Annotated in this window: 23 protein-coding genes; 13 read left to right on the top strand and 10 right to left on the bottom strand. The window is 70.7% G+C overall.

Features of this window, described 5'->3' with window-relative positions; genetic code table 11:
• Positions 1–25: 25 nt before the first annotated feature.
• Together L3Q65_RS16065 and L3Q65_RS16070 are read right to left on the bottom strand one after the other, a co-directional pair.
• Positions 26–1267: an acetyl-CoA carboxylase biotin carboxylase subunit family protein gene (locus L3Q65_RS16065; RefSeq protein WP_237600143.1), complete on the bottom strand. Its 1242-nt coding sequence runs from the start codon at positions 1265–1267 to the stop codon at positions 26–28.
• A 154-nt stretch (positions 1268–1421) separates the two neighbouring features.
• Positions 1422–2180 (bottom strand): nucleotidyltransferase domain-containing protein, encoded by a 759-nt coding sequence (locus L3Q65_RS16070; RefSeq protein WP_237600144.1) that lies wholly within the window; start codon positions 2178–2180, stop codon positions 1422–1424.
• Between the two features lie 74 nt (positions 2181–2254).
• Here L3Q65_RS16070 and L3Q65_RS16075 point away from each other — a divergent pair, with 74 nt between their 5' ends.
• Positions 2255–3625, top strand: a complete 1371-nt coding sequence (locus L3Q65_RS16075; RefSeq protein WP_237600145.1) for a hypothetical protein — start codon at positions 2255–2257, stop codon at positions 3623–3625.
• Positions 3626–4417: 792 nt separating this feature from the next.
• Positions 4418–5461, top strand: a complete 1044-nt coding sequence (locus tag L3Q65_RS16080) for a helix-turn-helix transcriptional regulator (protein WP_237600146.1) — start codon at positions 4418–4420, stop codon at positions 5459–5461.
• 315 nt (positions 5462–5776) lie between these two features.
• Here L3Q65_RS16080 and L3Q65_RS16085 read toward each other — a convergent pair whose 3' ends face one another.
• A complete protein-coding gene (locus L3Q65_RS16085; RefSeq protein WP_182888851.1) occupies positions 5777–5965 on the bottom strand; it encodes a hypothetical protein in 189 nt (62 codons plus the stop codon).
• Positions 5966–6038: 73 nt separating this feature from the next.
• On the opposite strand from L3Q65_RS16085, the gene L3Q65_RS16090 reads away from it, so the two are divergent.
• The 3 genes from L3Q65_RS16090 (at position 6039) to L3Q65_RS16100 (ending at position 10412) form a co-directional block, all read left to right on the top strand.
• Positions 6039–6941: an NAD-dependent protein deacetylase gene (locus L3Q65_RS16090; protein ID WP_237600147.1), complete on the top strand. Its 903-nt coding sequence runs from the start codon at positions 6039–6041 to the stop codon at positions 6939–6941.
• Between the two features lie 131 nt (positions 6942–7072).
• On the top strand, positions 7073–7918 hold the full coding sequence (locus L3Q65_RS16095) for an LLM class flavin-dependent oxidoreductase (RefSeq protein WP_237600148.1): 846 nt from the start codon (positions 7073–7075) through the stop codon (positions 7916–7918).
• Between the two features lie 91 nt (positions 7919–8009).
• Entirely contained in the window at positions 8010–10412 is a 2403-nt protein-coding gene (locus L3Q65_RS16100; protein WP_182888848.1) for a glycoside hydrolase family 2 protein, read from the top strand.
• A 32-nt stretch (positions 10413–10444) separates the two neighbouring features.
• Here L3Q65_RS16100 and L3Q65_RS16105 read toward each other — a convergent pair whose 3' ends face one another.
• Together L3Q65_RS16105 and L3Q65_RS16110 are read right to left on the bottom strand one after the other, a co-directional pair.
• Complete coding sequence (locus tag L3Q65_RS16105; RefSeq protein ID WP_182888847.1) at positions 10445–11635, bottom strand: cytochrome P450; 1191 nt, start codon at positions 11633–11635, stop codon at positions 10445–10447.
• Between the two features lie 19 nt (positions 11636–11654).
• A complete protein-coding gene (locus L3Q65_RS16110; protein WP_237600149.1) occupies positions 11655–12164 on the bottom strand; it encodes a PadR family transcriptional regulator in 510 nt (169 codons plus the stop codon).
• A gap of 124 nt (positions 12165–12288) precedes the next feature.
• Between L3Q65_RS16110 and L3Q65_RS16115 the strand changes: the two genes are divergently transcribed.
• Both L3Q65_RS16115 and L3Q65_RS16120 read left to right on the top strand, forming a co-directional pair.
• Positions 12289–13116 (top strand): LLM class flavin-dependent oxidoreductase, encoded by an 828-nt coding sequence (locus L3Q65_RS16115; RefSeq protein WP_237600150.1) that lies wholly within the window; start codon positions 12289–12291, stop codon positions 13114–13116.
• A 625-nt stretch (positions 13117–13741) separates the two neighbouring features.
• Positions 13742–14158 (top strand): STAS domain-containing protein, encoded by a 417-nt coding sequence (locus L3Q65_RS16120; RefSeq protein WP_237600151.1) that lies wholly within the window; start codon positions 13742–13744, stop codon positions 14156–14158.
• A gap of 38 nt (positions 14159–14196) precedes the next feature.
• Here the strand turns inward: L3Q65_RS16120 and L3Q65_RS16125 are convergent, their stop codons facing one another.
• Positions 14197–14730: a bifunctional nuclease family protein gene (locus tag L3Q65_RS16125; protein WP_182888845.1), complete on the bottom strand. Its 534-nt coding sequence runs from the start codon at positions 14728–14730 to the stop codon at positions 14197–14199.
• A gap of 207 nt (positions 14731–14937) precedes the next feature.
• Between L3Q65_RS16125 and L3Q65_RS16130 the strand changes: the two genes are divergently transcribed.
• From L3Q65_RS16130 to L3Q65_RS16140, 3 genes are all read left to right on the top strand, one after another.
• Positions 14938–15390: an ATP-binding protein gene (locus L3Q65_RS16130; RefSeq protein ID WP_220506568.1), complete on the top strand. Its 453-nt coding sequence runs from the start codon at positions 14938–14940 to the stop codon at positions 15388–15390.
• A complete protein-coding gene (locus L3Q65_RS16135; protein WP_037811378.1) occupies positions 15387–16172 on the top strand; it encodes a SigB/SigF/SigG family RNA polymerase sigma factor in 786 nt (261 codons plus the stop codon). The genes L3Q65_RS16130 and L3Q65_RS16135 overlap by 4 nt, the downstream gene beginning before the upstream one ends.
• Positions 16173–16273: 101 nt before the next feature.
• Entirely contained in the window at positions 16274–16687 is a 414-nt protein-coding gene (locus tag L3Q65_RS16140) for a VOC family protein (protein ID WP_182888844.1), read from the top strand.
• Between the two features lie 8 nt (positions 16688–16695).
• On the opposite strand, the gene L3Q65_RS16145 is transcribed toward L3Q65_RS16140, so the two are convergent.
• Positions 16696–17196 (bottom strand): L,D-transpeptidase, encoded by a 501-nt coding sequence (locus L3Q65_RS16145; RefSeq protein WP_182888843.1) that lies wholly within the window; start codon positions 17194–17196, stop codon positions 16696–16698.
• Positions 17197–17380: 184 nt separating this feature from the next.
• On the opposite strand from L3Q65_RS16145, the gene L3Q65_RS16150 reads away from it, so the two are divergent.
• Entirely contained in the window at positions 17381–17557 is a 177-nt protein-coding gene (locus L3Q65_RS16150) for a hypothetical protein (protein ID WP_237600152.1), read from the top strand.
• A gap of 25 nt (positions 17558–17582) precedes the next feature.
• On the opposite strand, the gene L3Q65_RS16155 is transcribed toward L3Q65_RS16150, so the two are convergent.
• Positions 17583–19133 (bottom strand): protease pro-enzyme activation domain-containing protein, encoded by a 1551-nt coding sequence (locus tag L3Q65_RS16155; RefSeq protein WP_237600153.1) that lies wholly within the window; start codon positions 19131–19133, stop codon positions 17583–17585.
• A gap of 138 nt (positions 19134–19271) precedes the next feature.
• Here L3Q65_RS16155 and L3Q65_RS16160 point away from each other — a divergent pair, with 138 nt between their 5' ends.
• Positions 19272–20462, top strand: coding sequence for an SGNH/GDSL hydrolase family protein (locus L3Q65_RS16160; protein ID WP_237600154.1), 1191 nt, complete (start codon positions 19272–19274; stop codon positions 20460–20462).
• Here the strand turns inward: L3Q65_RS16160 and L3Q65_RS16165 are convergent.
• Positions 20449–21747 (bottom strand): MFS transporter, encoded by a 1299-nt coding sequence (locus L3Q65_RS16165; protein WP_182888839.1) that lies wholly within the window; start codon positions 21745–21747, stop codon positions 20449–20451. The genes L3Q65_RS16160 and L3Q65_RS16165 overlap by 14 nt on opposite strands.
• Before the next feature lie 159 nt (positions 21748–21906).
• Here L3Q65_RS16165 and L3Q65_RS16170 point away from each other — a divergent pair, with 159 nt between their 5' ends.
• Positions 21907–22437 carry a DinB family protein gene (locus tag L3Q65_RS16170; protein ID WP_237600155.1) on the top strand — a complete coding sequence of 177 codons (531 nt, stop codon included), beginning with the start codon at positions 21907–21909 and terminating at the stop codon, positions 22435–22437.
• On the opposite strand, the gene L3Q65_RS16175 is transcribed toward L3Q65_RS16170, so the two are convergent.
• The gene (locus tag L3Q65_RS16175; protein WP_237600156.1) at positions 22434–23303 is read right to left on the bottom strand and encodes an LLM class flavin-dependent oxidoreductase; all 870 of its coding nucleotides are present in this window, start codon (positions 23301–23303) and stop codon (positions 22434–22436) included. The two genes, L3Q65_RS16170 and L3Q65_RS16175, sit on opposite strands and share 4 nt — an antisense overlap.
• Between the last annotated feature and the right edge of the window lie 10 nt (positions 23304–23313).

The raw sequence follows: 23313 nt of genomic DNA on the forward strand, positions 1-23313 counted from the left end.
GTCGGGGTGGCGGACTCGTCCGTGCTCAGACGTAGAAGTCCAGTTCTTCCTGTTCCTTCAGCAGGTCGCGCATCCGGTAGGGGTCGTCCCCGAAGAAGTACAGCAGACCCCAGTGCGTGCCGAACGCGGTCCTCTTCGTCACCGTCTCTTCCAGCGGCGCGGTCAGGTCGTGCGACTCGTAGTAGTCGTCGTCCTCGGTCTGCTGCGGGATCCGCAACTCGCTTACCACGCGGCGGCGCGGGTAAACGCCGAAGCAGCCCGCGACGCCGGTCGCGTCGACGACCTCCCTCGGGAAGAAGGCGTCGATCTCCTCCTCGGTCGTCTTCGGGTCGAAGGACAGGACCAGCGCCTGGTAGGCGTTGAAGCCGTAAGCCCGTTCGAGCAGCTCGAAGACTTTGAAGCCGGGCGGCCGGTAGGCGACCTCGCCGAAGTACATCTCGCCGTCGCTGGTGACGAAGTACTCCGGATGGACGAAGCCGAACTCGATGTCGAAGGTCTTGACGAGCTTCTCGATCTGCGCGGTGATCTGCGGCCGGTACCGCTCCAGCTCCGGGGTCGCCGGCACGAACACCGAGTACCCGAGCGTGACGTACTCCGAGATGTTCAGGAACTTGACCTTGCCGCCGTGGATCCACGCCTCGACGGCGAATTCCCAGCCGTCGAGATGCGATTCCATCAGGACCGGGAACTCTTCCTCGGGGATCGAGTCGATCTCGTCCGGGGTGCGGATGACGCGGTGCCCGAGGCAGCCCGCCTTGTCGAACGCCTTGAGGTGGATGGGGTCGTTCGGGTCGCCGTCGAGCTTGAGCAGCGTCTGGTTGACCCGCTTGAGGAACCGGACGACGTCTTCGCGGTCGTGCGCCTCCTCGAAGATCCCCACCCGGATGCCGCCGAGCTGCGCGCGCCGCTTCATCAGCGCCTTGTCCCGCAGCAGCATCGCCTGGCCGAACAGGCGCGGATTGTCCATCAGCACCGAGTTGATCGCCCCGGCCCATTCGACGGTCTCCTCGAACAGCGGGATGGCGACGTCGACGCCTTCCTCGTGCAGGATCTCGGCGATCTCCATCGACCGGTCGTTGAGCCGCTCGAAATTCCACGACACGTAAGGGATGTCGTGCTCGACGCAGTACTTCTCCGCCCAGTCCGGGGCGACCACGACATAGCGCCGGTCGAACCGGTCGAGCGCCTCGACCGCGTTGAGCGACCAGCCGAGCAGCGCTACGTATCCCTTGTCCGGATCCTTCGCGACCGGCTCGGACTCCTGCATAGGGCGTTCCTCCGTTCAGCACGTGCGGCTCGCCACGGCGCGGCGGCCGCAACCGTGCTGCGGTCATATACCCGAAACCGGCGAAATGAAACGGATCCGTGCCGTCCGCTGAGGTTTGACAGGCGGAAACCGTTGTGCGGTCAGGGATTCCGGACTACTCGGCTCGCACCGCCTGACCGATCAGCGCGCACGCCGTCGCGAACGCCCCCGGCAGATCGTGGCCCATCCCGGCCACCACATCGTCGAGTCCGCGCAACCCCGCCCGTTCCAGCAAGGTTTTCTCGTTCGTCACCCACTCCCCTCGCGCGGCCAGCACCGCGTGCCCGGCCTGCATCGCCGCCACCCCGGCCGACGCCGCGCTCTCCGCGACCCGCCCGTGCAGCACATACGCCGACTTCGCGTACTGCATCGTCCGCGCCGCCGAAGAGCGCCAGAACCTGGGCGCGTTCTCCCGCAACAGCTCCGGGTACTCCGGCCGCGGCAGCTCCCCGCGCAGCACCCGGTTCAGCGCCAGCTCCGCCACCACCAGGTAACTCGGGATCCCGGCCAGGTGGAACGCCAGCGGCTCCCAACGGAACCGGCCCTTCGCCGCCTCGGCCAGCTCGTGCTCGACCACGTCCAGGTCCCGGTAGTGCACGTCGACGCGCCGTCCCTCGACGGTCAGCCACGCCCCGCCGTTGAAGACCCCGCCGCCCCATTCGCCCAGGCCGGAAACCTCGCCGGGCAGGTTGAGCGCGCGCAGGTCGTCCGGGTCGAACGCGCCGCGGTAGTACACCGCGTAGTCCCAGTCGCTGTCCGGGCGGTGCGTGCCGCGCGCCCGCGAACCGCCCAGCGCCACCGCTTCGACTCCCGGCAAACCGGACAGCAGCTCTGCCACGTGCTCGGCGAACGTTTCCTCGTCGTTTTCCCGCATCTGGAGAACATGCCATGAATCTCTGCCAAGATCGCCAGTATTTCGCCGGTTGTCCAGCCGACCTGGGGGTCTGAATGAACCGATTGCGCACCACCGCGCTCATTGCCGCAGCCGTCACCGCGCTCGGCGGCGCACCCGCGAACGCCGCGCAGCCCTTCTCCGACACCGTCTTCGCCGCGACGCACAACAGCTACTCCGGCAACGTCGACGGCGCGAAGGGATCCATCTCCTACCAGCTCGACCACGGTGTCCGGTTCATCGAATTCGACATCCACGACAACGGATACGCCACCCGGCACGACTACGGCATCGGCCACAGCTCGCCCGGCGACCTGGTCGACCACGCGGGCAACCCGGCGTCCGACCGCCTCCGCGACTGGCTGGCCGCAGTGAACACCTGGTCGGCCGCGCATCCGGACGCCGCGCCGATCGTGGTCATGCTCGACCTGAAGGACGACCTCACCGACAACGACTCGTTCGCCGCCGGAAACCTGGCCGCGGTCAACGCCGAGCTGAGTGCCGCGTTCGGGCCGCGGCTGCTCTCCCCCGCCGCCTACCGCACCGGCGCGACCACGGATTCCTTGCGCGGCAAGGTCCTCCCGCTGCTGTCGGGCGACGGCGGCACCCGCGCCGCGTACCGCCGGGACGTCGGTTACCACCCCGCGGTCGCGATCAACAGCCGCGGCCAGGTCGTCGAGGTGCACGACTCCGGCGGCGGCGCGCTCTGGTACTGGACCGGGCAGCTCGGCGCCGACGGCCGCGTCACCTGGCGACGCCACGGCCGCTACGACAGCGGCCAGACCCCGGCCGTCGCGCTCGACGACTCCGGCCGGATCGTCGAAGTGCACCAGTCGCAAAGCGCCGCCACGCTCTGGTACCGCACCGGACAGCTGGGCGCGGACGGCGAAATCGCCTGGTCGGCAAGCCATCAGTACGACAACGGCGTGCTGCCGACGGTCGCCTTCACCAGCTCCGGGCTCCGCGAGATCCACCGCAGCCAGGCGAGCGACCAGAATTGGCAGTGGCGCGGCACGCTCTCCGGCGACACAGTGACCTGGACCGGCAACGCGAAGACCTCCGATCCCCGTTACGACAAGGCAAACGCCGGGCGAATCTCTGTCACCACCGGCGCCGACGGGTCCACCCCGGCGCAAACCCTGCGCTACTCCACGGATCTCGTCGCCGGCGGCCGCGTGCAATACCAGCAGGTCGCGTTCGACGAATACCAGCAGGGCGACCCGGCCGAACTGAAGGACGGGCTGTTCTACGGGGCTCCGGCGAAGGATTCCGCGTTCTTGGTCGCTGCGCGCAAGAGCGGACACGTGGTCCGCGGCTGGGACTTCGACGACGCCGGCCTGGCCACCGATCCGCTGGTCAACTACCCGGCGACGAACCATCCGTACGACGACTGGTACCGGCAGCTCACCAAGGACGCGGCCCGGTAGCGATCGACCGCGGCGATCTTCTTGTCGACTGGTGAGTCGCACGCTGGTGATGGCGCTCTCCTGTTTCCGAGAGCGCCATCACCAGCGTGCCTAAATCAACACCGAGGGACCGCGTTTTGCGGAGGCCCCTGATGAGTCCGATGGATCCAGCGATCCGGGACCCACCCTAACGTAAAGAATCTGCCGTGGTCGATCTTGAGGAAGATCCAGGGCGATTGCGAATCGCCTGCGATGTCCGCGCGACACCAGACATCCACCCGAGTGCCCTTGTGAAGACTCTCGAGGACGTCGCAGCGGTAGGCATGTCCCGTGCGGACTCCGATGCCTTCGCCGGTGATGGTCCCGTCCCAGCGAAATCGATACAGAGGCCGGCCAGGATCGCTGCAATGCGCCTGCAGCCCAGAGCTTGAAGGCGCGGCGCCCGCCGATGCGGGAGCGGAGACAATCGCTACGATGCTCACGAGCAGCGCTGAAACTGCCAGCAGCACACCCGATCGACGGCGCCCACCAGCGAGCGATCTCGCTCGTACTTCTCTCTCATTGCGCATGAATTCGCTTCAACTCCTTTGCCATCGTGAGTTTTCCTTTGCGTGACAAGTTCCGGCCTGATCGGACAATGCTCTCCCGATGAGCCGTGATCCTCGTTCCGGTGACTCCCGCCGCTTCCCGCGACCGGGCAGCACCAGCGTCGCGGATCAGCGTGCATTCACTCCATACCGCTTCCTGTCAGGGAAATCTTCCCGGTAACCTGGACTCGGCTCGGGCGACCGCTCGCATGGGTCGGGGGAAGTGATGCTGCGGATCCATTTCACGCCGAAAGACCTGACTCGGATCCGCCTGGCCATGGACCCGGCTCCGCTTGTCGAAACCGTCTTCAGCCTCGAACTCCTCCTGCGCCGGCAGGGCGGCGCGGTCTTCGAGCCGTGGCGAGATCTGGTGTCGCGTCGCGTCCGAACGCCGCTGCCGATGTTGCGTCATCTCATCGGCCCGGCCGGGCTGGTACCCGCGTTCCTGGGGCCTACTTCCCCCGGCCTCGAACCCGCCTGGGACGACGTCCGCACCGCGTCTCGGCATCTGGTGGGCAGGGCGCTGCGGTACATAGATCGCCGTCGGCGCGTGCCGCAGTGGGGCTGGGCGCTCGCCGACGGCGATGCCGGGGCCCGCGACCACTTGGTCCGCGAGTACCGCGTCTACCACACGGCGGCGATCGCCCCGGTCTGGCCAGCGGTTGTGCGAAGCCGCCAAACGGATCTGCAGTTCCGCGCGACCACGCTCGCCGCACAGGGAGCGGAACAGCTCCTCGGCGGTCTCCATTCCGCTCTGGACTGGCAGCCGCCCATTCTGCAGTGCCACCTCCCGGACGGCCCCCACGGCGATCTCCGCCTGCGAGGACAGGGTCTTCGCCTGATGCCGTCGGTCTTCACGCGGCTGCCGCGTTTCGCCGGCGACGACGGAACGCCGACAATCATCTACCCGATCAGCGTCGGAACCGACTCGCCGTTGTGGTTCCGCGACCAGCACGGCGGCGCGCAATTGGCCGACCTAATCGGCCGCACCCGCGCAACCGTCCTGCGCTCAGTGGCCCGACGCCACTCCACCAGCACCGGCGAACTGGCCAGCATGCTGGACCTTTCGCCGGCTGCCGTGTCGAAACACGCTACCGTCCTGCGCGCGAACGGCTTGATCACCAGCTACCGCGACAAGCATCGGGTGATCCACCTGCCGACTCCGCTCGGCGAGGCGTTGCTCGACGACACCGCCCGAACCGACGCCGGTGCGCAGCGCTCAATCCGGCCGGCCCCGACGCCCCTGGTCGAGCGAGGAGACCATCATTGACGAACTCCGCACGACCGCAAACACAGGCGCGGGCTGGCCTGCTGAGGAAGCGCGCCCTGCCTACCCGACCTGCCACGGCAGCAAGCGACACGCCAGCATAGGTACGGCCTATCCGCGGCCTGCCGCTGCGACGACGCGTCAGGAAGCGGCTTCAAACGGCACGATAAGCGACCCAGCCTGCGGTTTCGCTAGCCGGCAGCGCATATAAAGAGGGCCCGCGCTCTCCCACCCCGACGGGGAGAGCGCGGGCCTCGCCCGCAGGCTGGAGGGTCGGTGTTCCTCCCAAGAACACCGGCCCCTCCGGCCCGTGGGCGGTCAGGCGGTCCGCTGCCTGAGCCGAGCCGCCCCGACGGCTACGACCGGCATCGACGCTTCCCGCAGCGCCGCCCGTTCGACCGGCCGGCGGACCGCCCCGCTCGGAGTCCGCACGCAATATCGCTCCACGGATTCCATCAGCACGGCGGCGACCATCACGACCACGGGCGTAGCCAGCGCGAACCACATGTGGCCTTTGGTACCCAGCCGCGCGGAAAACCAATCGCCCGGTTTCCGGACGGGCGATCGCTAGACTGGCGGAGTGCGCACGCGACCTACGCTGACCTGGGCCGGACCCGGCGAACCGCTGCCGCGCACGGGCACGGTCGCGGACGTGGCCGAGATCGTCGCCGGGCGGCGGGTGCTCGTGCTCAGCGGCGCCGGCCTCTCCACTGAGTCCGGCATACCCGACTACCGCGGCGAAACCGGCAGTCTCCGCACCCACACACCCATGACGTACGGCGAATTCGTCGCCAGCGAGGCGGGCCGCCAGCGTTACTGGGCGCGCAGCCACCTCGGCTGGCGCACCATCGCGCGGGCCGCGCCGAACGACGGGCACCACGCTGTTTCCGCGTTGCGCGCGGGCGGCTGGGTCTCCGGCGTCATCACCCAGAACGTCGACGGCCTGCACCGCGCGGCCGGCACTCCCGGCGTGGTCGAACTGCACGGAAACCTCGACCGCGTCGTCTGCCTCGACTGCCGCCGCACCACCGCGCGCGAAGACCTCGACGCCCGGCTGCGCGCGGCCAATCCGGATTTCGGCGCCGTGGCAACGCGGATCAACCCGGACGGCGACGTCGAACTGGCCGCGGACGTCGTCCGCGGCTTCCGCACCGTGCCCTGCACGAGTTGCTCCGGCGTGCTGAAACCGGACGTGGTGTTCTTCGGCGAGAACGTGCCGCGTGCCCGCGTAGAACGCTGCTACCGGATGGTCGACGAGGCGTCCGCGGTGCTGGTGCTGGGATCTTCGCTCACCGTCATGTCCGGCCTGCGCTTTGTCCGGCGGGCCGCGAAATCCGGCAAACCCGTGGTCATCGTCAACCGCGGCCAGACCCGCGGCGACGAGCACGCGAGCGTCCGCGCCGACCTGCCGCTCGGCCCCGCGCTCACCGAACTGCTGGCTGTGCTGGAAAACGCGTTGCCCCGTCCGTCAGCCGCCGGATAATCTGCGGGCACTCCGATGGAACGGTCCCCGGAAGCACGCCGCAGAGCGGACCGGCCGGCCTGAAGACATCCAGGCCCAGGAGCGGGCGGCAACCCCTGCAGCTGTCGACCCGTTTTACCGGAGGTTCCCCGATGTCCATCGGCATTGGCCTGCCCATCAGCGATCCCGCCGCCCTGCTCGACTGGGCGCGGCGCGCGGACGCCGGCCCGTTCAGCACGCTCGGGCTGCTCGACCGTCTCGTCTACGACAATCCCGAACCGCTCACCGCGCTCGCCGTCCTGGCCGGCGCGACCACCCGCATCCGGCTGCAGACCGAGGTCCTGCTCGCCCCGCTGCGCGAGACCGCCCTGCTCGCCAAGCAGGCCGCCACGCTCGACCGGATGAGCGGCGGCCGGTTCGTGCTCGGCGTCGGCGTCGGCGGCCGCGAGGACGACCACCACGTCGCCGGCACCCCGCTGCGCGAACGCGGCCGCCGTCTCGACCAGCAGCTCGCCGACCTGCGCCGGCTGTGGTCCGGCGAACCGTACAGCGCCGGAGCCGGTCCGATCGGCCCGGCTCCGGCCCGCGAAGGCGGTCCCGAGCTGCTGATCGGCGCGTTCAAGCGCAAGGCGCTGGCCCGCGTCGCCCGCTGGGGCGACGGGCTGCTCGCCGCCGCTCCCCCGTCGTGGGTCGGCGGGCTGTTCGACACCGTGCGCCGCGACTGGCAGGAGCACGGCCGCGAGGGCCAGCCGCGGCTCGTCGCGCAGGTGAACGTCGCGCTCGGCCCGGATTCCGTCGCGGACGAAGCGAAAACGGCGATGCGCGCGTACTACGCGTTCACCGAAATGGCGGACCACATGGTGAGCGGAATGCTCACCGCTCCCGGCGACATCCGGGCCGCGATCCGCGCGTACCGCGATCTCGGCGCGGACGAGGTGATGCTGTACTGCTGGGGCAGCGATCCCGAGCAGGTCGACCGGCTTGCTGACCTCTGCTGAACACTGGCGGAAGTAAGCTCGCGCCCATGCAGGCGTCGACGCTTTCCGGCGGATCTCCCGCGCCCCGTCCCGGAACCGCCCGCCGGCGGGGATGACGGGCGAGCCTTCCGCGCGGGTCCCCTGGCTCGCCGCGCAGCCCCGGCGACGTTTCCTGCTCGGGGCCGGCGCGGTGCTCGCCGGTTCGGGCGCGCTCGCGGCCGCGCTGTCCCGTCCCGCGCCCCCGGCGGCGCGGGACGGGTTCGGCGCGGACTGGCTGTTCGGTCCGTTCGTCCAGGGCAGCACCGATCCGGACTTCGACGACAGCGGGATGGCGCTGGTTTCGGTGCCGCACTGCGTGGTTCCGCTGTCCTGGCAGGACTGGGACCCGTCGGACTGGCAGCACGTCTGGGTGTACCGGCAGCATTTCCTCGCGCCCGCGCAGCTGCGCCGGAACCGGGCGTTCCTCCAGTTCGACGGGGTGCTCAGCGCCGCGACCGTGTACCTCAACGGCCGTCGCGTCGCGATGCGCAGCGGCGGTTACCTGCCGCTGCGCTGCGAGGTCACCGGCCTGCTGACCGGCAAGGACAATGTGCTCGCAGTGGTCGTCGACGGCCGCTGGCAGCAGAACACGCCGCCGGATCTGCCGGAATTCCCCCACCCGACGGCGATCGACTTCTACCAGCCGGCCGGGATGTACCGCGAAGTCCGGCTGACCGGTGTGCCGCAGACGTATCTGTCCGATGTGTACGCGCAGCAGATCGCCGTGCTGACGCCGAACCGCGAGGTGTTGCTGCATTGCACAGTGGATTCGGCGAAGGCGGTCAAGGGCCCCGTCCGGCTCACCGCCACGCTCAGCCAGCACGGTGCCGAGGTCGCGTCCTCCTACACCGATCTGACCGGTCTGCCGAAGGGCGACACCCAGGTGACGGTGTCGTTGCAGGGCCTCGACGCGGTGCGGCTGTGGGATCTCGACGATCCGGCGTTGTGCGACATCCTCGTCACCCTCGAGGTCGACGGCCGCAAAGTGCACACCTACCCCGTGCGCACCGGGCTGCGCGACGCTCAGTTCACTGTGGACGGTTTCCGGCTGAACGGGCGGCCGCTCAAGCTGTTCGGGCTCAACCGCCATCAGTGGTACCCGTTCGTCGGCGGCGCGATGCCGGACCGGGTGCAGCGCCGTGACGCTCAGCTGCTGAAAGAAGACCTGAACTGCACGATGGTGCGCTGCTCGCATTATCCGCAGGCGACGGCGTTTCTCGACGCCTGCGACGAACTCGGCGTCCTCGTGTGGGAGGAGCTGCCGGGCTGGGACCACGTCGGCGACACCGCGTGGCAGGAGCTGGCGGTGCGCGACGTGCACGACATGATCGTGCGAGACCGCAATCATCCGTCGATCATCGTGTGGGGCACCCGGGTGAACGAGACGCTCGGCCAATACGCGCTGTACGGGAGAACCGACCAGCTCGCCGCGGAACTCGATCCGATGCGGCCGTGCACCGGCGCGGTCGCGGGCGAACGCGGTTACGTTTCGCCGCTGTACCCGGTGAAAGCGGGCGGCGGGGTGTTCTCCTTCAACGACTACAGCCGTCCGCGCCCGCCAGGCTCGCCGCCGCCGCTGCGCCCGCCGCGGCGCGGAGTTCCGTACCTGGTCAGCGAAGCGATCGGCACCCTCGTCGGCTCCGCGTACTTCCGGCGGACGGATTCCCCTGCCGTGCAACGGGAACAGAGCATGCTGCACGCCTGGGTGCACGACCGCGCCGCGTCCGATCCGCGCTACAGCGGCCTGCTCGGCTGGTGCGGTTTCGACTATCCTTCCGGCTGGTACCACCACTATCGCGGCGTGAAATACCCGGGCGTGATGGACTTCTTCCGCATCCCCAAACTCGGCGCGGCGTTCTACCGGGCGCAACGCGATCCGTCCCGCGGCGCGGTGATCGAACCGGCTTTCTACTGGGATTTCGGCCCCGGCTCGCCGCAGGGCGGACCGGGTCGCGACGCGATCGTCTGGTCGAACTGCGAGGTGCTGGTGGTGACGGTCGCGGGCAAGCGTCCGGTCACCGTGCACCCTGATCGCACCCGGTTCCCGCATCTGGCGTATCCGCCGTTCTCGGTGGATTTGCGGGTGAACGGCCGGGCGCGCCCGGAGCTGAGCATCGAAGGCCGGATCGGCGGGCAAACCGTGCTGCGCAGGCGATTCAGCGCGGATCCGGCGTACGACACGATCGCGGTGACCGCCGACGACGACCAGATCGTCGCCGACGGCGCGGACACCACCCGGGTCGCGCTGCGCTTGCTCGACCGGTACGGCGCTCCGCGGCCGCATGCCCGCGGAGTGCTGGCCGTCTCCGCGAAGGGGCCCGGCGTGCTGATCGGCGACCCCTACCTGGACTTCGGCGCGCTCGGCGGCGCGGCAGCGGTGTGGATCCGCTCGATGCGCGGCACCCCCGGCACGATCACCGTGAGTGCCACGCATCCGTTCGTCAACACCGGAACCGCCACGATCGTCTCCTCGTGAGTGCTGGCGCCGGTTCTCACCGGCACAGCCACTCACCACACGACCGGAACCTGCGAAACCCCGCCCGTCAACCGATTCGCGCGCACTTCCAGCTCGTCGGCGGGCACGGCCAGCCGGAGGTTCGGGAAGCGGCGGAACAACGTCGTGAACACCACGCGCAGCTCCGTGCGGGCGAGGCTCGCGCCGATGCAGAAGTAGCCGCCGTAGCCGAAAGCGATGTGGGAGTTGGGTTTGCGCTCCGCGTCGAACTCGTGCGCGTCGGAGAACACCGACGGATCGCGGTTGGCCGACGCGGTCGAAATCATCACCGCGTCGCCGCGCGGGATCCGGACGCCGCCGATCTCCACGTCCTCGTGCGCGTACCGGAGCAGCCCGAGCCCGCCCGGCGCGGACATCCGCAGGATCTCCTCGACGGTCGCGTGCACGCGCCCCTCGGGGTCGGCGGCCAGCGCGTCGCGGCGGGCGAGGTCGGTGAGCAGGAACAGCACGCCGAGGTCGATCCGGTTCGACGTGGTCTCGTGGCCGGCGAACAGCAGTCCGGCGGCGAGCCTGCCGAGGTCGTCGTCGGTGAACGTCGGGTCCTCGGCCTGCGCGGCGACCAGGTCCGACACCACGTCCTGGCCCGGGTTCGCGCGTTTCGCGCCGGCGAGGCCGGACATGTAGGCGGTGAACTCGGTCATCGCCGCCTCGGCGTCGCCGCCGCTGTCGAGCACGCCGATGCGGTCGGACAGGTCGCGGAACTTCTCGCGGTCGGAGTACGGGACGCCGAGCAGTTCGCAGATCACCAGCACCGGCAAGGGAAACGACAGGTGCTCGTGCAGGTTCGCCGGCGAGCCCGCGGCCTCCATCCCGTCGAGGCACCGGTCGGCGAGTTCCTGGATCCGGCTGCCGAGGCGGCGCATCCGGTTCGCCGAGAACGCCGGGACCAGCAGGCGGCGCAGCCGGGCGTGCTCGGCCTGCTCGGTCTCGAAATCGCCCTGCGGCCCGTTCAGCACCGCGGCGTCGGAGACCGCCGAGGCGTCCTCGGGATGCGGGTGGGAACGGCCGAACCGGTTGTCCGCGAACACTTCCCGCGCCTGCTCGTACGCGGTGACGAGCCAGGCCGGGTCGCCCGCCGGGGTCGTCACCGGGACGATCGGGCCTTCGCGGCGCAGGACCTCGTACAGCGGCGCGATGTCCAGGACGTTCGGCCTCGCGAACGGCAGCTGGGCGGTGGTAGACATTCCGGGTCCTCTCCTCGGGTCAGCCCGCCCGCGTGCGCAACGACGCGAGCCAGTCCTGTTCGTTCTCCGCGCGGCGCTGGACCTCGGCCAGCACGAGCCTGCTCCACGGGTCGGTCTGCCCCGCGCCGAGCTTGGCCAGCCGGTCCCGCTGCGCCGCGACGGCGGTTTGGCGCGCGTCCAGCACGCGCAGCCGTTCCTCCGGGGTGAGCCTGCCGAAGCCCGCGAGCCGCGCCAGGAACTCGGCCGGATCGCCCGCCAGCTCCGGCGGCAGGTCGGCGAGCAGATCGTGCAGCAGCTCCCGTCCGACGTCGGTGATCGTGTACACGTGCCGCGGCGGACGGCCTTCCTGCGGCTCGGCGGTCCGGGTCACCGCGCCCGCTTCGGCGAATCGCCGCAGCGCCGGGTAGAGCGAGTTGTTCGACAGCGCGCGGCCGCTGGACTCCTCGACCTGCTTGCGCAGCTCGTAGCCGTGCCACGGCCGCTCGGCGAGCTTCGCGAGCAGGAGCACGTCGGTCCACACATAGGTCACCGTAACCTAGGGTCTGGTGAGCGGGCAACGTCCGAACGGCGGATGCCGGAAGAAGATCTCGGGCCCGTTTTCGCCGGTCCCTCCCGATACGGTTCCCTTCGACCGATCCGGAGGGGGATCTCCTATGCCAGACCGCGTTCGCTACGGCCTCTACCTGCCGCCTTTCGGCCCGCTCGGCGATCCGGCCGCCCTGGTGGACCTGGCGGTCCGGGCCGAAGCCGCCGGCTGGGACGGCGTGTTCCTGTGGGACCACGTCGTGCCCGCGATGCCGCCGATCGCCGACACGTGGACCGTCCTGGCCGCCATCGCCCAGGCGACCGGCAAGGTCCTGCTGGGCCCGATGGTCACCCCGCCGAGCCGCCGCCGCCCGTGGCTCCTGGCCCGGCAGGCCGCGACCCTCGCCCGCCTTTCCCGCGGCCGGCTGATCCTGGGAACCGGCATCGGCTCCGACGAAACCGGCGACTTCAGCCGGTTCGGCGATCCGTCCTCGCCCGCCGAGCTGTCGCCGCGGACCGACGAGGCGATGGAGATCGTCCGCGCGATGTGGGCCGGGGAGGCTCTTCGGCACGAGGGGCCGCACTACCGGGTGAACCTGGACGCTGCCGATCCGGAGCCGTATCCCATTCCGGTGTGGACAGCCTGCACGACCCGGCATGAGCGGGTTCTCCGCCGTGCCGCGGGGAGTGCCGGGATTTTCCCGAATCCGGGTCCGCAGCCGTTGCCGCCCGCGGAGCTGGCCGGCCTGGTCGCTCGGGTGCGGCCTCCGGACCGCCCGTACGAGGTCGCGGTGTCCGGCAACGCGAGCCCGGCGTGGGAGGACCCGGTCGAGGTGGATCTCGCGGCGCTCGCCGAGGCGGGGATGACGTGGTGGATGGAATCGCTCGTCCACTTCGACCCGCTGGACCTTTCGCTGGCGGTCGTGGACGCCGGGCCGCCTCGGCTCGGGGGTTAGCCGGGGTCGTCGGGGGCGCTGGCCGCAGCGGAATCCGCGCTGTCCGCGGCATCTCCGCGGACTCCTTGTGACGCGGGATAGCCGAGCCCAGCGGCGGGAGGTTGCTTTTACGGCAAGCTCCACGCTGCCGGAGACGGCTGCGCGGGCCCATCTCGCAGGGGGCAACTGCGCACAGCGCCGCCCGAGCACGACTGTCACATCGACGCGTGGCTGAGCGAGTGAGGAGTTTGCTTGCGGCAGCAGGATTCGCGCCGCCCGGAATGCTTCCGCTGGCAGCCGCGGAGCCTCCCCCGCCGTCACGCGCACCCGGTCTCCCCGACCGCCAGCGAGATACCACCCAGCCGCCGCCGGATTGTCCTTTGCCGCCACCGTTTCCGGCGAACCCAGCGGCACTCTCCCCCGCACTTGCCTGATCGTTCAACAACTGCCCCGCCCCACCAGGGCAATCGCCGCGTCACCGGTCGTCCCCCTTCGGCGGCTTCCCTGGGCGGCTCGGGAGAGCTACGGTGGAGAGTGGTTGAGCCTCCAGCCACCGTGTGATTCGTCCCGCGCGCCGGGATGCCCGGTGCCCGGCCGGTCCGGCATTCCGCCGCAGCCCTGCGCGCGGCTCAGAGAGAGTGCCGTGATGACCGCCGCGCACATTGCCCGACTGCCCGCACTGCCGTCGCCGGACCCGACGGGGATGCTCCGGCTGCGCGTCCGCCACCCCGCTCCGGGAACCGCCGTCGTCGAGGTTTCCGGGGAGGTCGACCTGGCTACCGCGCCCCGGCTGGCCGAGGTCGTCGAGGCGCGGCTGCGCAGCACCGTCAGCCTGGTGATCGTCGACCTGCGCCGGACGACCTTCCTCGGCGTCGCGGGGCTGCGCGTCCTGATCCGGCTGAAGCTGCTGGCCGCCGGAGCGGACAAGGATTTCTACGTCGACCCGGGTTCCGCGCCCACGGTCCGGCGGCTGTTCTCGCTCTTCCCCCTGGACTGCATACGGTCCGGCGCCGCCGAAGGGCTCACCGAGATCCCGCTGCCCCGGCCCGCCGAGAAGGCCTGACCGTCCACTGAGGACAGCGAGCCGGTGCGGCGCGAGGCTCACGCGTCCGGGTCGCGGAAATCCTCCGGGCTCACGTCGTCCAGCAGATCCCGGAACCGGCGGATCTCGTCCTCGTTCGCCTCGGCCGGTTCCTCCAGGTCGGCAGCCGCGTCGAGAGCGGTTTCGTCGCCCGCGGCCACCGTCACGTCGACCGCCGCCTCGTCGAGGACCGCCTCCGCGACTTCCAGCGGGGCGTGCGTGCGCAGCCCGATCGCGATCGCGTCGCTCGGGCGGGCCGACACGCGCGCGCCGCCGGACAGGACGAGGTCCGCGTGGAAGATGCTGTCCAGCAGCTGGGTGATCTCGACCCGTTCCACGCGCTGGCCCAGCGCCGCCAGCACCTCGATGATCAGCTCGACCGTCCCCGGCCGCGCGGACACGACCTGTTCCTGCGCGGCGGCCAGTTCCTGCGCTTCCGGCGCGCCGATGGTGATGGCGAGCCACCGGCGCGAGCCGGATTCCTCGCGCAGCAGCACGACCGGCGCCGACTCCTGCGCCACCACGGCCAGCCCCTGCACTCGCACCTGCACCATGGGGGTCACCCCGCTTCCGAAAAGGTTCTCCCTGCTGACTACCCAACCTCCGGCGGTTTGTCACGCGAAATCGCCGCCCGCCTCACGCCGGATTCACCCGGGGCGGCGCCGCGAACCGGTCCGGCCCCGCCGCAAACGTGCCGCTGCGCACACACCGGGATCGCGCCCGCACGTGTCGATCGGGCCCCGCCTGGGTATGCGGGAGCCATGAACGACGAGGGCCCCGGCAGCCGCGCCAGCGGCGGCATGCCAGCCGTGGACCGTTTGCTCGACGAGGTGATCGAGCTGCGGCTTCCGGCGGAGACTTACCAGATCCCGCTTGTCCGCATGCTCGCGCAGGCTGTCGCCGCGCGGGCCGATTACGGGCTCGACGCCATCGCCGACGCCAAGATGGCCGTCGACGAGGCGTGTGCCCAGGTCGTCTCGACGGCCGCCCCCGGGGCGGCGATGACCTGCCAGTTCACCGTCTCGCCCGACGGGATCCGGTTCACCGTCAAGACCCGCACCCAGCAGCCCGAGCCGCCGAGCGAGCGAAGTTTCGGCTGGCATGTGCTGACCACGCTGGCCTCGAACGTGTCCGCGCGCAGCGTGCCGGACCCCGCCGAAGACGGATACGCGCTGACCCTCGACCTCGACCTGCACCGGGAGGCGAGCGGGTGAACCAGCAGCCCGTCACCCGCCACCGCGACGAATACGCGCACACCGCGCCGCTGTTCGAGGAGCTCGCCGCGCTGCCCGCCGACGACGGGCAGCGGCCGCGGCTGCGCGAACAGCTCGTCACCGAGTTCCTGCCGGTCGCCGAGCACATCGCCACCCGGTTCACCGGCCGCGGCGAACCCCGCGAGGACCTCGTCCAGGTCGCCCGGATCGGCCTGATCAACGCGATCGACCGGTTCACCCCCGACCGCGGCCCGGACTTCCTGTCCTTCGCCGTGCCCACGATCATGGGCGAGATCCGCCGGTACTTCCGCGACACCGGCTGGTCGGTCCGCGTGCCGCGGCGGCTCAAGGAACTGCACCTCGCGCTCAGCCGCGGTTCGGCCACCCTGTCGCAGACGCTCGGCCGCGCGCCGACGCCCACCGAGCTCGCCGAGCACCTCGGCCTCGAGCTTTCCGAGGTCCACGAAGGACTGGTCGCGGGCCACGCGTACCAGACCTTGTCGGTGGACAAGCCGGTGCACGACGACGCCGAACCGCTGCTGCTCGCCGACACGCTCGGCAGCGACGACCCGGAGATCGAGCACATCGAGAACCACGAGGCCCTGCAGCCGCTGCTGCGCGAACTGCCCAAACGGGAGCGCGCGATCCTGGTGATGCGGTTCTTCGGCGGCCTCACCCAGACCCAGATCGCCGAGCAGGTCGGCATCTCCCAGATGCACGTGTCCCGGCTGCTGTCGCAGACCCTCGAGCAACTGCGCGACAAACTCACCGGCGACCCCTGAGCACGCCCGCGACGGGGGTCGCCCGGCCGGGCCCGATCCCGTTGCCGCGCCCCTCCGCAGCTGCGACGATGCGGGCCTGTCCATCAGCTGAGGAGGGCCCGATGGCCTCGAAACTCAACCCGTACATCAGCTTCGCGGGCAACGCGCGCGAAGCGATGGAGTACTACCACGACGTGTTCGGCGGCGACCTCGCGCTGAACACCTTCGGCGAGTCCGGCGCACCCGCGGGGGCCGACTACGCGGACAGCATCATGCACGCGATGCTGGAGGGGGACAACGGCTTCACGCTCATGGCCGCTGACGTCCCGCCCGGCACGGAGCACAAGCCGGGCACGAACATCTCGATCAGCCTCAGCGGCGACGACGGCGACCTGCTGCGCCGCTGCTGGGAAAAGCTGACCGACGGCGGGACGGTGGCGGTTCCGCTGGAGAAGCAGATGTGGGGCGACGAATTCGGCGCCTGCACCGACCGGTTCGGCATCTCCTGGATGGTCAACATCGGCCAGCCCGGCTGAACCGGCCGTCAGCGGTCCACTTCGACCTCGGCCCCCACCGGCAGCCGGTCGAAGAACAGCGCCGAGTCCTCTTCCGTGAGGTGGAGGCAGCCGTGCGACGGACGGTCGAGCGGCCCGGCGTGGAAGGCGATGCCGCCCGGGGCGAAGAACACCGAGTTCGGCATCTCGTCGCCGTACTCGTCGCTGCGGTGGACGCGGTCCTTCCACGCCACCCGGAACGTCCCGAGCGGAGTCGGCCGGCCAGGGCCGCCCGGCTCCATCGGGACCGACCGCACCGCCGCGCCGTTTTCCATCAGCCACGCCCGCCGCAGCGAGAGGCTCGCGCAGGCGCCGGTGACCACTGAGCACGAGGGCCCCGGCGGGAGGTGCCGCACCGGCGGCGTCGGCAGTTCCGGCGACGGCGCCAGCGGCAGCCCGGCCGCCTGGGCCTCCGGTTCCGCCGGCGCTCCGCATCCGGCCGCGACCACGGCCGACCCGGCCAGCACGATCGCGACGATCTTTCCGCGCATCCGTCCGCTCCCGCCTCTCGCTCCCCTTTCTTCTACGGGCGAGCGGACCGAAAGGTTGCGCTGACGCGGAGGCGAACTCGTGCTGGACGGGTGCGGAAACCGTCGCCTCGGTCTGCCCGGGGGCCTGGGTGGACTGGCCTGCCCGATCCACAGCGAGCAGCCAGGGCTTCGCAGGATCGACTGCATGGCCGACGATGAAGTGAGCGACCGCGCCGCTCGCCTCCAACGCGCTCGCACGGGCACGCTCAACGCACTCCGCGAAGACCCGGCCGACCTCCGCGAGGAGATGCGGCAGGGCTTCGTCTCGGTGAACGCCTCGCTCTGCCGGATCGTCGAACTCCTGGCCCGCGACAGCCAGTAGCGGCTGACCGGCCCCGACTGTCCATTCAGGACGCTTTACCGCCGAAGAGCTTCCGCAGCGCCGCCCCGTCCGGCACCCCGAGCCCGGTGCACGCGTCCCATCCGGCAGCGGCCGAATACGCGCCGTTGCTGCCCTCGGTGATGTCGCGGAACCCCGGCTGCGCCTTGCCCGCGCCGACTCCGGCGTACAGCTTGCTGTGCACCAGCCCGAATCCGCGCCCGGCCGTCTGCGCCAGCCTGGCCAGCAACGCCGCCCACAGCGGCGAAACCGCGCTCGTGCCGCCGACGACGATCTGCTGTCCGTCGACCAGCACCTGGTATCCCGTCGCCGGGTCCGCGTTCCCCGCGACGTCCGGGACGCCGCGACCAGGCTTTCCGTCCCCGGCCCGGACAGGCACGCCGGCGGCCTGCTGGTAGTCCGGCACCGGGAACGCGTCGCTCACGCCGCCGCCGGTCGACCCGCCGCCGGAGGTGTTCCAGACCGTCTCCGAGTTCACTGTGGACGGTGGGGTCCCGTCGAGTTTGGTGCCGCCGCAGGCGAGCGCGTGCGGGCTCGACGCGGGGAAATCGACGTGCTGCGCCCCGTCTTTCTGCCCGTCGGCGCTGCCGTTGTCGCCGGACGCGCAGCACACCGTCACGCCGAGCGCCGCGGCGTCGGCGAACGCCTGGTCCATCGCGGTGCGGGCCTGCGGCGTCCACTGGTCCTCGGACTGGCCCCAGCTGATGCTGACCGCGACCGGGGTCGGCGTCGCGTGCACCGCGGTGCTCACCGCGTCCAGGAAGCCCTGGTCGGTGTTCGGCGCGAAGTACACGATCTGCGCGGCTCCCGGCGCGAGCGCGCCGATCACCTCGACGTCCAGCAGCACTTCCCCGTCGGCCGAATTCGGGTCGCCGGTCGGCGCGTTCTTGCCGCCGTCGACCCCGGCCGCGGTCACCTTCGGTTCGGTGATCTTCAAGCCGGCGAAGTACTTCTTCAGGTCTTCCGGTTTGTATCCGCCGCCGAGTTCGATCACCGCGACGGTCTGCCCGGCGCCGTCGGCGTCGGCCGGGAACCCGTACAGCTGCCCGACCTGGTCCGGGGTGTAGCCCTGCCCGGCGGCTTCCTTGTGCATCCGGAACAGCGCCCGCGCCTGCGGCCGTTCGTCGAGGCCGAGCACGGCGACCACGACGTCCCCGAGCGAGGCGGGCAGTTGCAGTTCCCCGGTGCGCGCGGCGAATTCGCCCGCTTCGCCGTGGCGGACCCGGTTCAGCTCGGTCTTGAACGCGGCCGTCATCGCCCGTGCCGGGCCCCGGACCGAGACGCGGCGCGATCCGGCGTGCGTGTCGGTGACGGTCAGCCCGGCGTCGGTGAGGACAGTGCGCACCAGGTCGAGATCGTCGGCGGTGGCCCCGTAGCGGCCGGTGAACTCCTCCGGGGCGAGCGGCTCGCTCAGCGCGGCCACATCCAGTTCGGCGCGCCGCCGCAGGACGACGGTCGCGGTGACGGTGGCGTCCGCGTCGAGCGGGCCGAGCACCTCGGCCTCGGCCAGCGCCGGACGCAGACTTCCGGACAGTGATACCCATTGTGATTCGGTCATCACTCTATGGTGAACCCCGTGCGAGCGGTCCACCACCGTCGTATCCCCCGTCCGGAGGCAAATCCTGTCCGGTTTTCTGTCGACCCGATGACCGGGACCGCGGATGCCGTGCCGCACGGGCGCGCGCACAGTGTCTCCATGAAACGGATCCTGACTCTGAGCACGGCCGCCGTGCTCACGCTGGGCGCGGTCACCGCGTCCAGCAGTGCCGAGGGCGACCTGGCCGCGCACGGCTGGGTCGGCACGTGGGCGGCGTCGCCCGCGGCCGCGGTGGCGAACACGCCGCAGGGGTATCCGAACTACTCGATCCGCAACGTCGTGCACACCAGCGCGGGCGGAAATCAAGCCAGGGTAAGGCTTTCCAACACCTTCGGCACCGCACCGCTCACCTTTGGCCACGTGACGCTCGCCGTCGCCGACACCGGTCCGCGCGCCGCGGGCGGCACGATGCGCACGCTGACGTTCGGCGGACAGTCCACTGTGGTCGTCCCGGCCGGTGCCGAGGTGCTGAGCGACCCGGCGTGGCTGCGCGTTCCCGCCGACGCCGACCTTCTCGTGACCACGTACGTGCCGACGCCGTCCGGACCGGTCACCTACCATCCGCTCGCCCAGCAGACGTCGTTCTTCACGCGCGCCGGCGATTTCGCGGCCGAGGAATCCGGCGCGTCGTTCACCGAGCAGACCGCGGTGTGGCACTACGTCAGCGAGGTCGACGTCCGCGGGCCCGCCCGCGGCACCGTCGTGACGCTCGGCGATTCGATCACCGACGGCGCGCACTCCACGCCCGGCGCGAACCGCCGCTGGCCGGACCGGCTGAGCGACCGGCTGCACGGACGGCTCGGCGTGCTCAACGCCGGGATCAGCGGCAACCGGCTGCTCCTCGACGGAGCCGCCTCGGGCCGCAACGCGCTCGCCCGGCTCGCCGACGACGTGCTGACCAGCGGCGACGTCCGCACGCTGATCGTGCTCGAAGGCATCAACGACATCCAGCAGAACCCGCACCAGACCGATCCGGCGATGATCGTCTCCGCGCTCCGCCAGATCGTCGCGCAGGCCAAGACGCAGGGCATCCGGGTCATCGGCGGCACGCTCACGCCGTTCAAGGGCTGGAAAATCTACGATCCGACGCTGGAGAAAACCCGCCAGGCGGTGAACGCGTTCATCCGGACCAGCGGGATCTGCGACGGCGTCGTCGACTTCGACGCGGCCGTGCGCGATCCCGCCGATCCGCTCGCGATGCTTCCCGCCTACGACTCCGGCGACCACCTGCACCCGAACGACGCCGGGTACCAGCGGATGGCCGACGCGGTGCCGCTCACTCTGCTGTGACCGGCACGAGCGGCTTGCGCGGGAACGCCAGCACGGCGAGGAGGCTGAGCACGCCGACGCCCACCATGTAGAGCGACACGGACAGCGACGTCCCGGTCGAACTCTGCAGCGAGGCCGCGATCAGCGGGGCGAACCCGCCGCCCAGGACCGCGCCCACCGCGTAGGCGAACGACGATCCGCTGTAGCGGAACCGGGATTCGAACAGCTCCGAGAACAACGCCGACTGCGGTCCGTACGTCGCGCCGAGGCCCACGTTCAGCACCACCACCGCGACGATCAGCAGCCACGGCCGCGCGGTGTCCACGAGCAGGAAGAACGGGATCGACCACACGACCAGCAGCACGGAACCCGCGAGGTAGACGGGTTTCCGGCCCGCCGAGTCCGACCAGATCGCCGCGGCGACGATGCTCGCCAGCCACACGACGCTGCCGACGATCACCACGACCAGCATCGTCGTGCTGGACAGCTTCAGCACCGAAGTGCCGTACGACAGCAGGTAAGCGAAGAAGATGTAGCCCAGCGCGGTGTTCGCGATGAAGCTGACCGCCGCCGCGAGGACCTGCTTCGGCCGCGCGCGCAGCACCTCCACGATCGGCAGCTTGCTGCGCTCGCCGGTGCTGCGCAGCTTCGCGAACACCGGGCTTTCCTCCACGCGCAACCGGATCACCAGCCCGACCGCCACCAGCACAAGGCTGACCAGGAACGGGATCCGCCAGCCCCAAGACCGGAAGTCGTCGGCCGACAGCGAACTGTTCACGAGGAAAAACACCAGCTGCGCCAGGATCAGCCCGGCCGGGACGCCGATCTGCGAGAAGGACCCGTACCGGCCGCGTTTGCCCTCCGGCGCGTGCTCGACCGCCATCAGCGCCGCACCGCCCCATTCGCCGCCCGCCGAAATCCCTTGCAGCACCCGGAGAACCACGAGCAGCACCGGCGCGATGACGCCGGCCTGGTGGTAGGTCGGCAACACGCCGACGCCCGCGGTCGCGAGCCCCATCAGCACCAGCGAGGCGACCAGCATCGCCTTGCGCCCCACGCGGTCGCCGAAGTGGCCCCAGACGATCCCGCCCAGCGGCCGCGCGACGAACCCGACCCCGAGCGTCGCGAACGCGGCGAGCGTGCCGGACGCCGGGGAAAGCGACGGGAAGAACAGCTTGTTGAAGACCAGTGCGGTCGCCGTGCTGTAGGCGAAGTAGTCGTACCACTCGATGGTCGTCCCGATCGCGCTCGCGAGCGCCACCCGCCGGATCCGCCCCGCCGTCTTCGTTTCCTGCTCAAGCACCACTGCCGAGCCCCCTTCTCGTTCAGGCGCGTCATCTTGGCACGGCGGATCCCTTCCGGTCGACCACCGGAAGGCGGGGGCTTCGCGCGCTTGAGCGCAGGTCGGCGGCATCGTCGGCGAAACCCGGTTTCCGCTCGGGCCGAGGTGTGCGAGGGTCGGCCGGTGCCCGATTCCTCCCTCGATGTGCTGCGCTGGCAGTTCGACCTCGCCTGGTCGCTGTTCGAGTACCACCTGGAGCGGCTCGAGCCGGACGATTTCGGCTGGGAACCCGCCGCACTCTGCTGGACGACGCGGCAGGCCGAAGACGGAACCTGGACGCCGGACTGGGCCGGCACCGAGCCCGACCCCGTACCGGTGCCGACGGTCGCCTGGCTGAGCTGGCACCTCGGCTGGTGGTGGAGCGTCGCCCTCGACCAGATCCGCGGCCGCGAACCGCGGGAGCGAAGCGACATCGCCTGGCCGGGCCCGGGCGAACCGGCCATCGCGTGGCTCCGCGGCCTGCGCGCGGACTGGCTCGCCGCCCTGGACCGTCTCGCCGATGCGGACCTGCCGTCGGCCGTCCCGTTCCTGCCCGAAGGCGACCCCCGGCACACGATCGGGCGCCTGATCGCCTGGGCGAACGCGGAGCTGATGAAGAACGTCGCGGAGATCGGGCAGCTCCGCCTTCAGCGAGCCGCTGGGGGGAATCCCTAGCCCGCCTTGGCGATCACCTCGTCGGCGACCCAGCGCGCGACCCCCGCCGGGTAGGGCGCGGGCAGCCCGAGCACGACGTGGCTGAACCCGGCTTCCAGCGCCTCCCCGATCGCCGCCCGGGCGAGGGCGGGCCGGTCGCAGGAAACCGGCAGATGGATCGAGCGCGTGATCTCCGCGGGGTCGCGGCCGATTTCCGCGCAGTACTCGTCCAGCATCGCGGCGCGTTCGACGGCGTCCGCGATGTCCCCGCCGGGGATGTTCCAGACGTCGGCGTGCTCGGCGACCACCCGCAGCGTCGCGCGGGCCCGGCCGCCGATCACGAACGGCGGATGCGGGCGCTGCACCGGCTTCGGGTTGCCGAACGCGCCGGTCAGCTGGACGTGCTCGCCCGCGAAATCGAACGGCTCGTCCTCCGTCCACAGCTTCCGGATCACGGTGCACGCTTCGGCGAACCGGCCCACCGCGTCGGCGGTTTCCAGGTACGGCAGGCCATGCGCTTCGTACTCCCGGCGAGCCAGCGGATGGCTCGGCCGGGAGCCGACGCCGATGCCGAAGTCGAGCCGTCCGCCGGACACGACGTCGGCGGTCGCGGCGATCTTCGCCAGCATCGCCGGCGGGCGGAATCGGTTGCTGGTCACCAAAAGCCCGAGCCGGAGCCGTTCGGTGCGCGCGGCAAGGGCGGAAAGCAGCGTCCAGCCTTCGAAAATCGGCCCGTCCGGGTCTCCGGCGATCGGCAGGAGATGGTCGAACAGCCAGGCGTGCTCGATGGCCGGGATCGCGTCCGCCTCGAGCCAGACCCGCTGCAGCGCGGCGTAGCTGGTCTGCATCGGCGCGGTCATGATGCCGAACCGCGGTTGCGTGGTCATCGCGGGAAGT

This window comes from Amycolatopsis sp. FU40 (assembly GCF_021903635.1).
Taxonomy (GTDB): domain Bacteria; phylum Actinomycetota; class Actinomycetes; order Mycobacteriales; family Pseudonocardiaceae; genus Amycolatopsis; species Amycolatopsis dendrobii.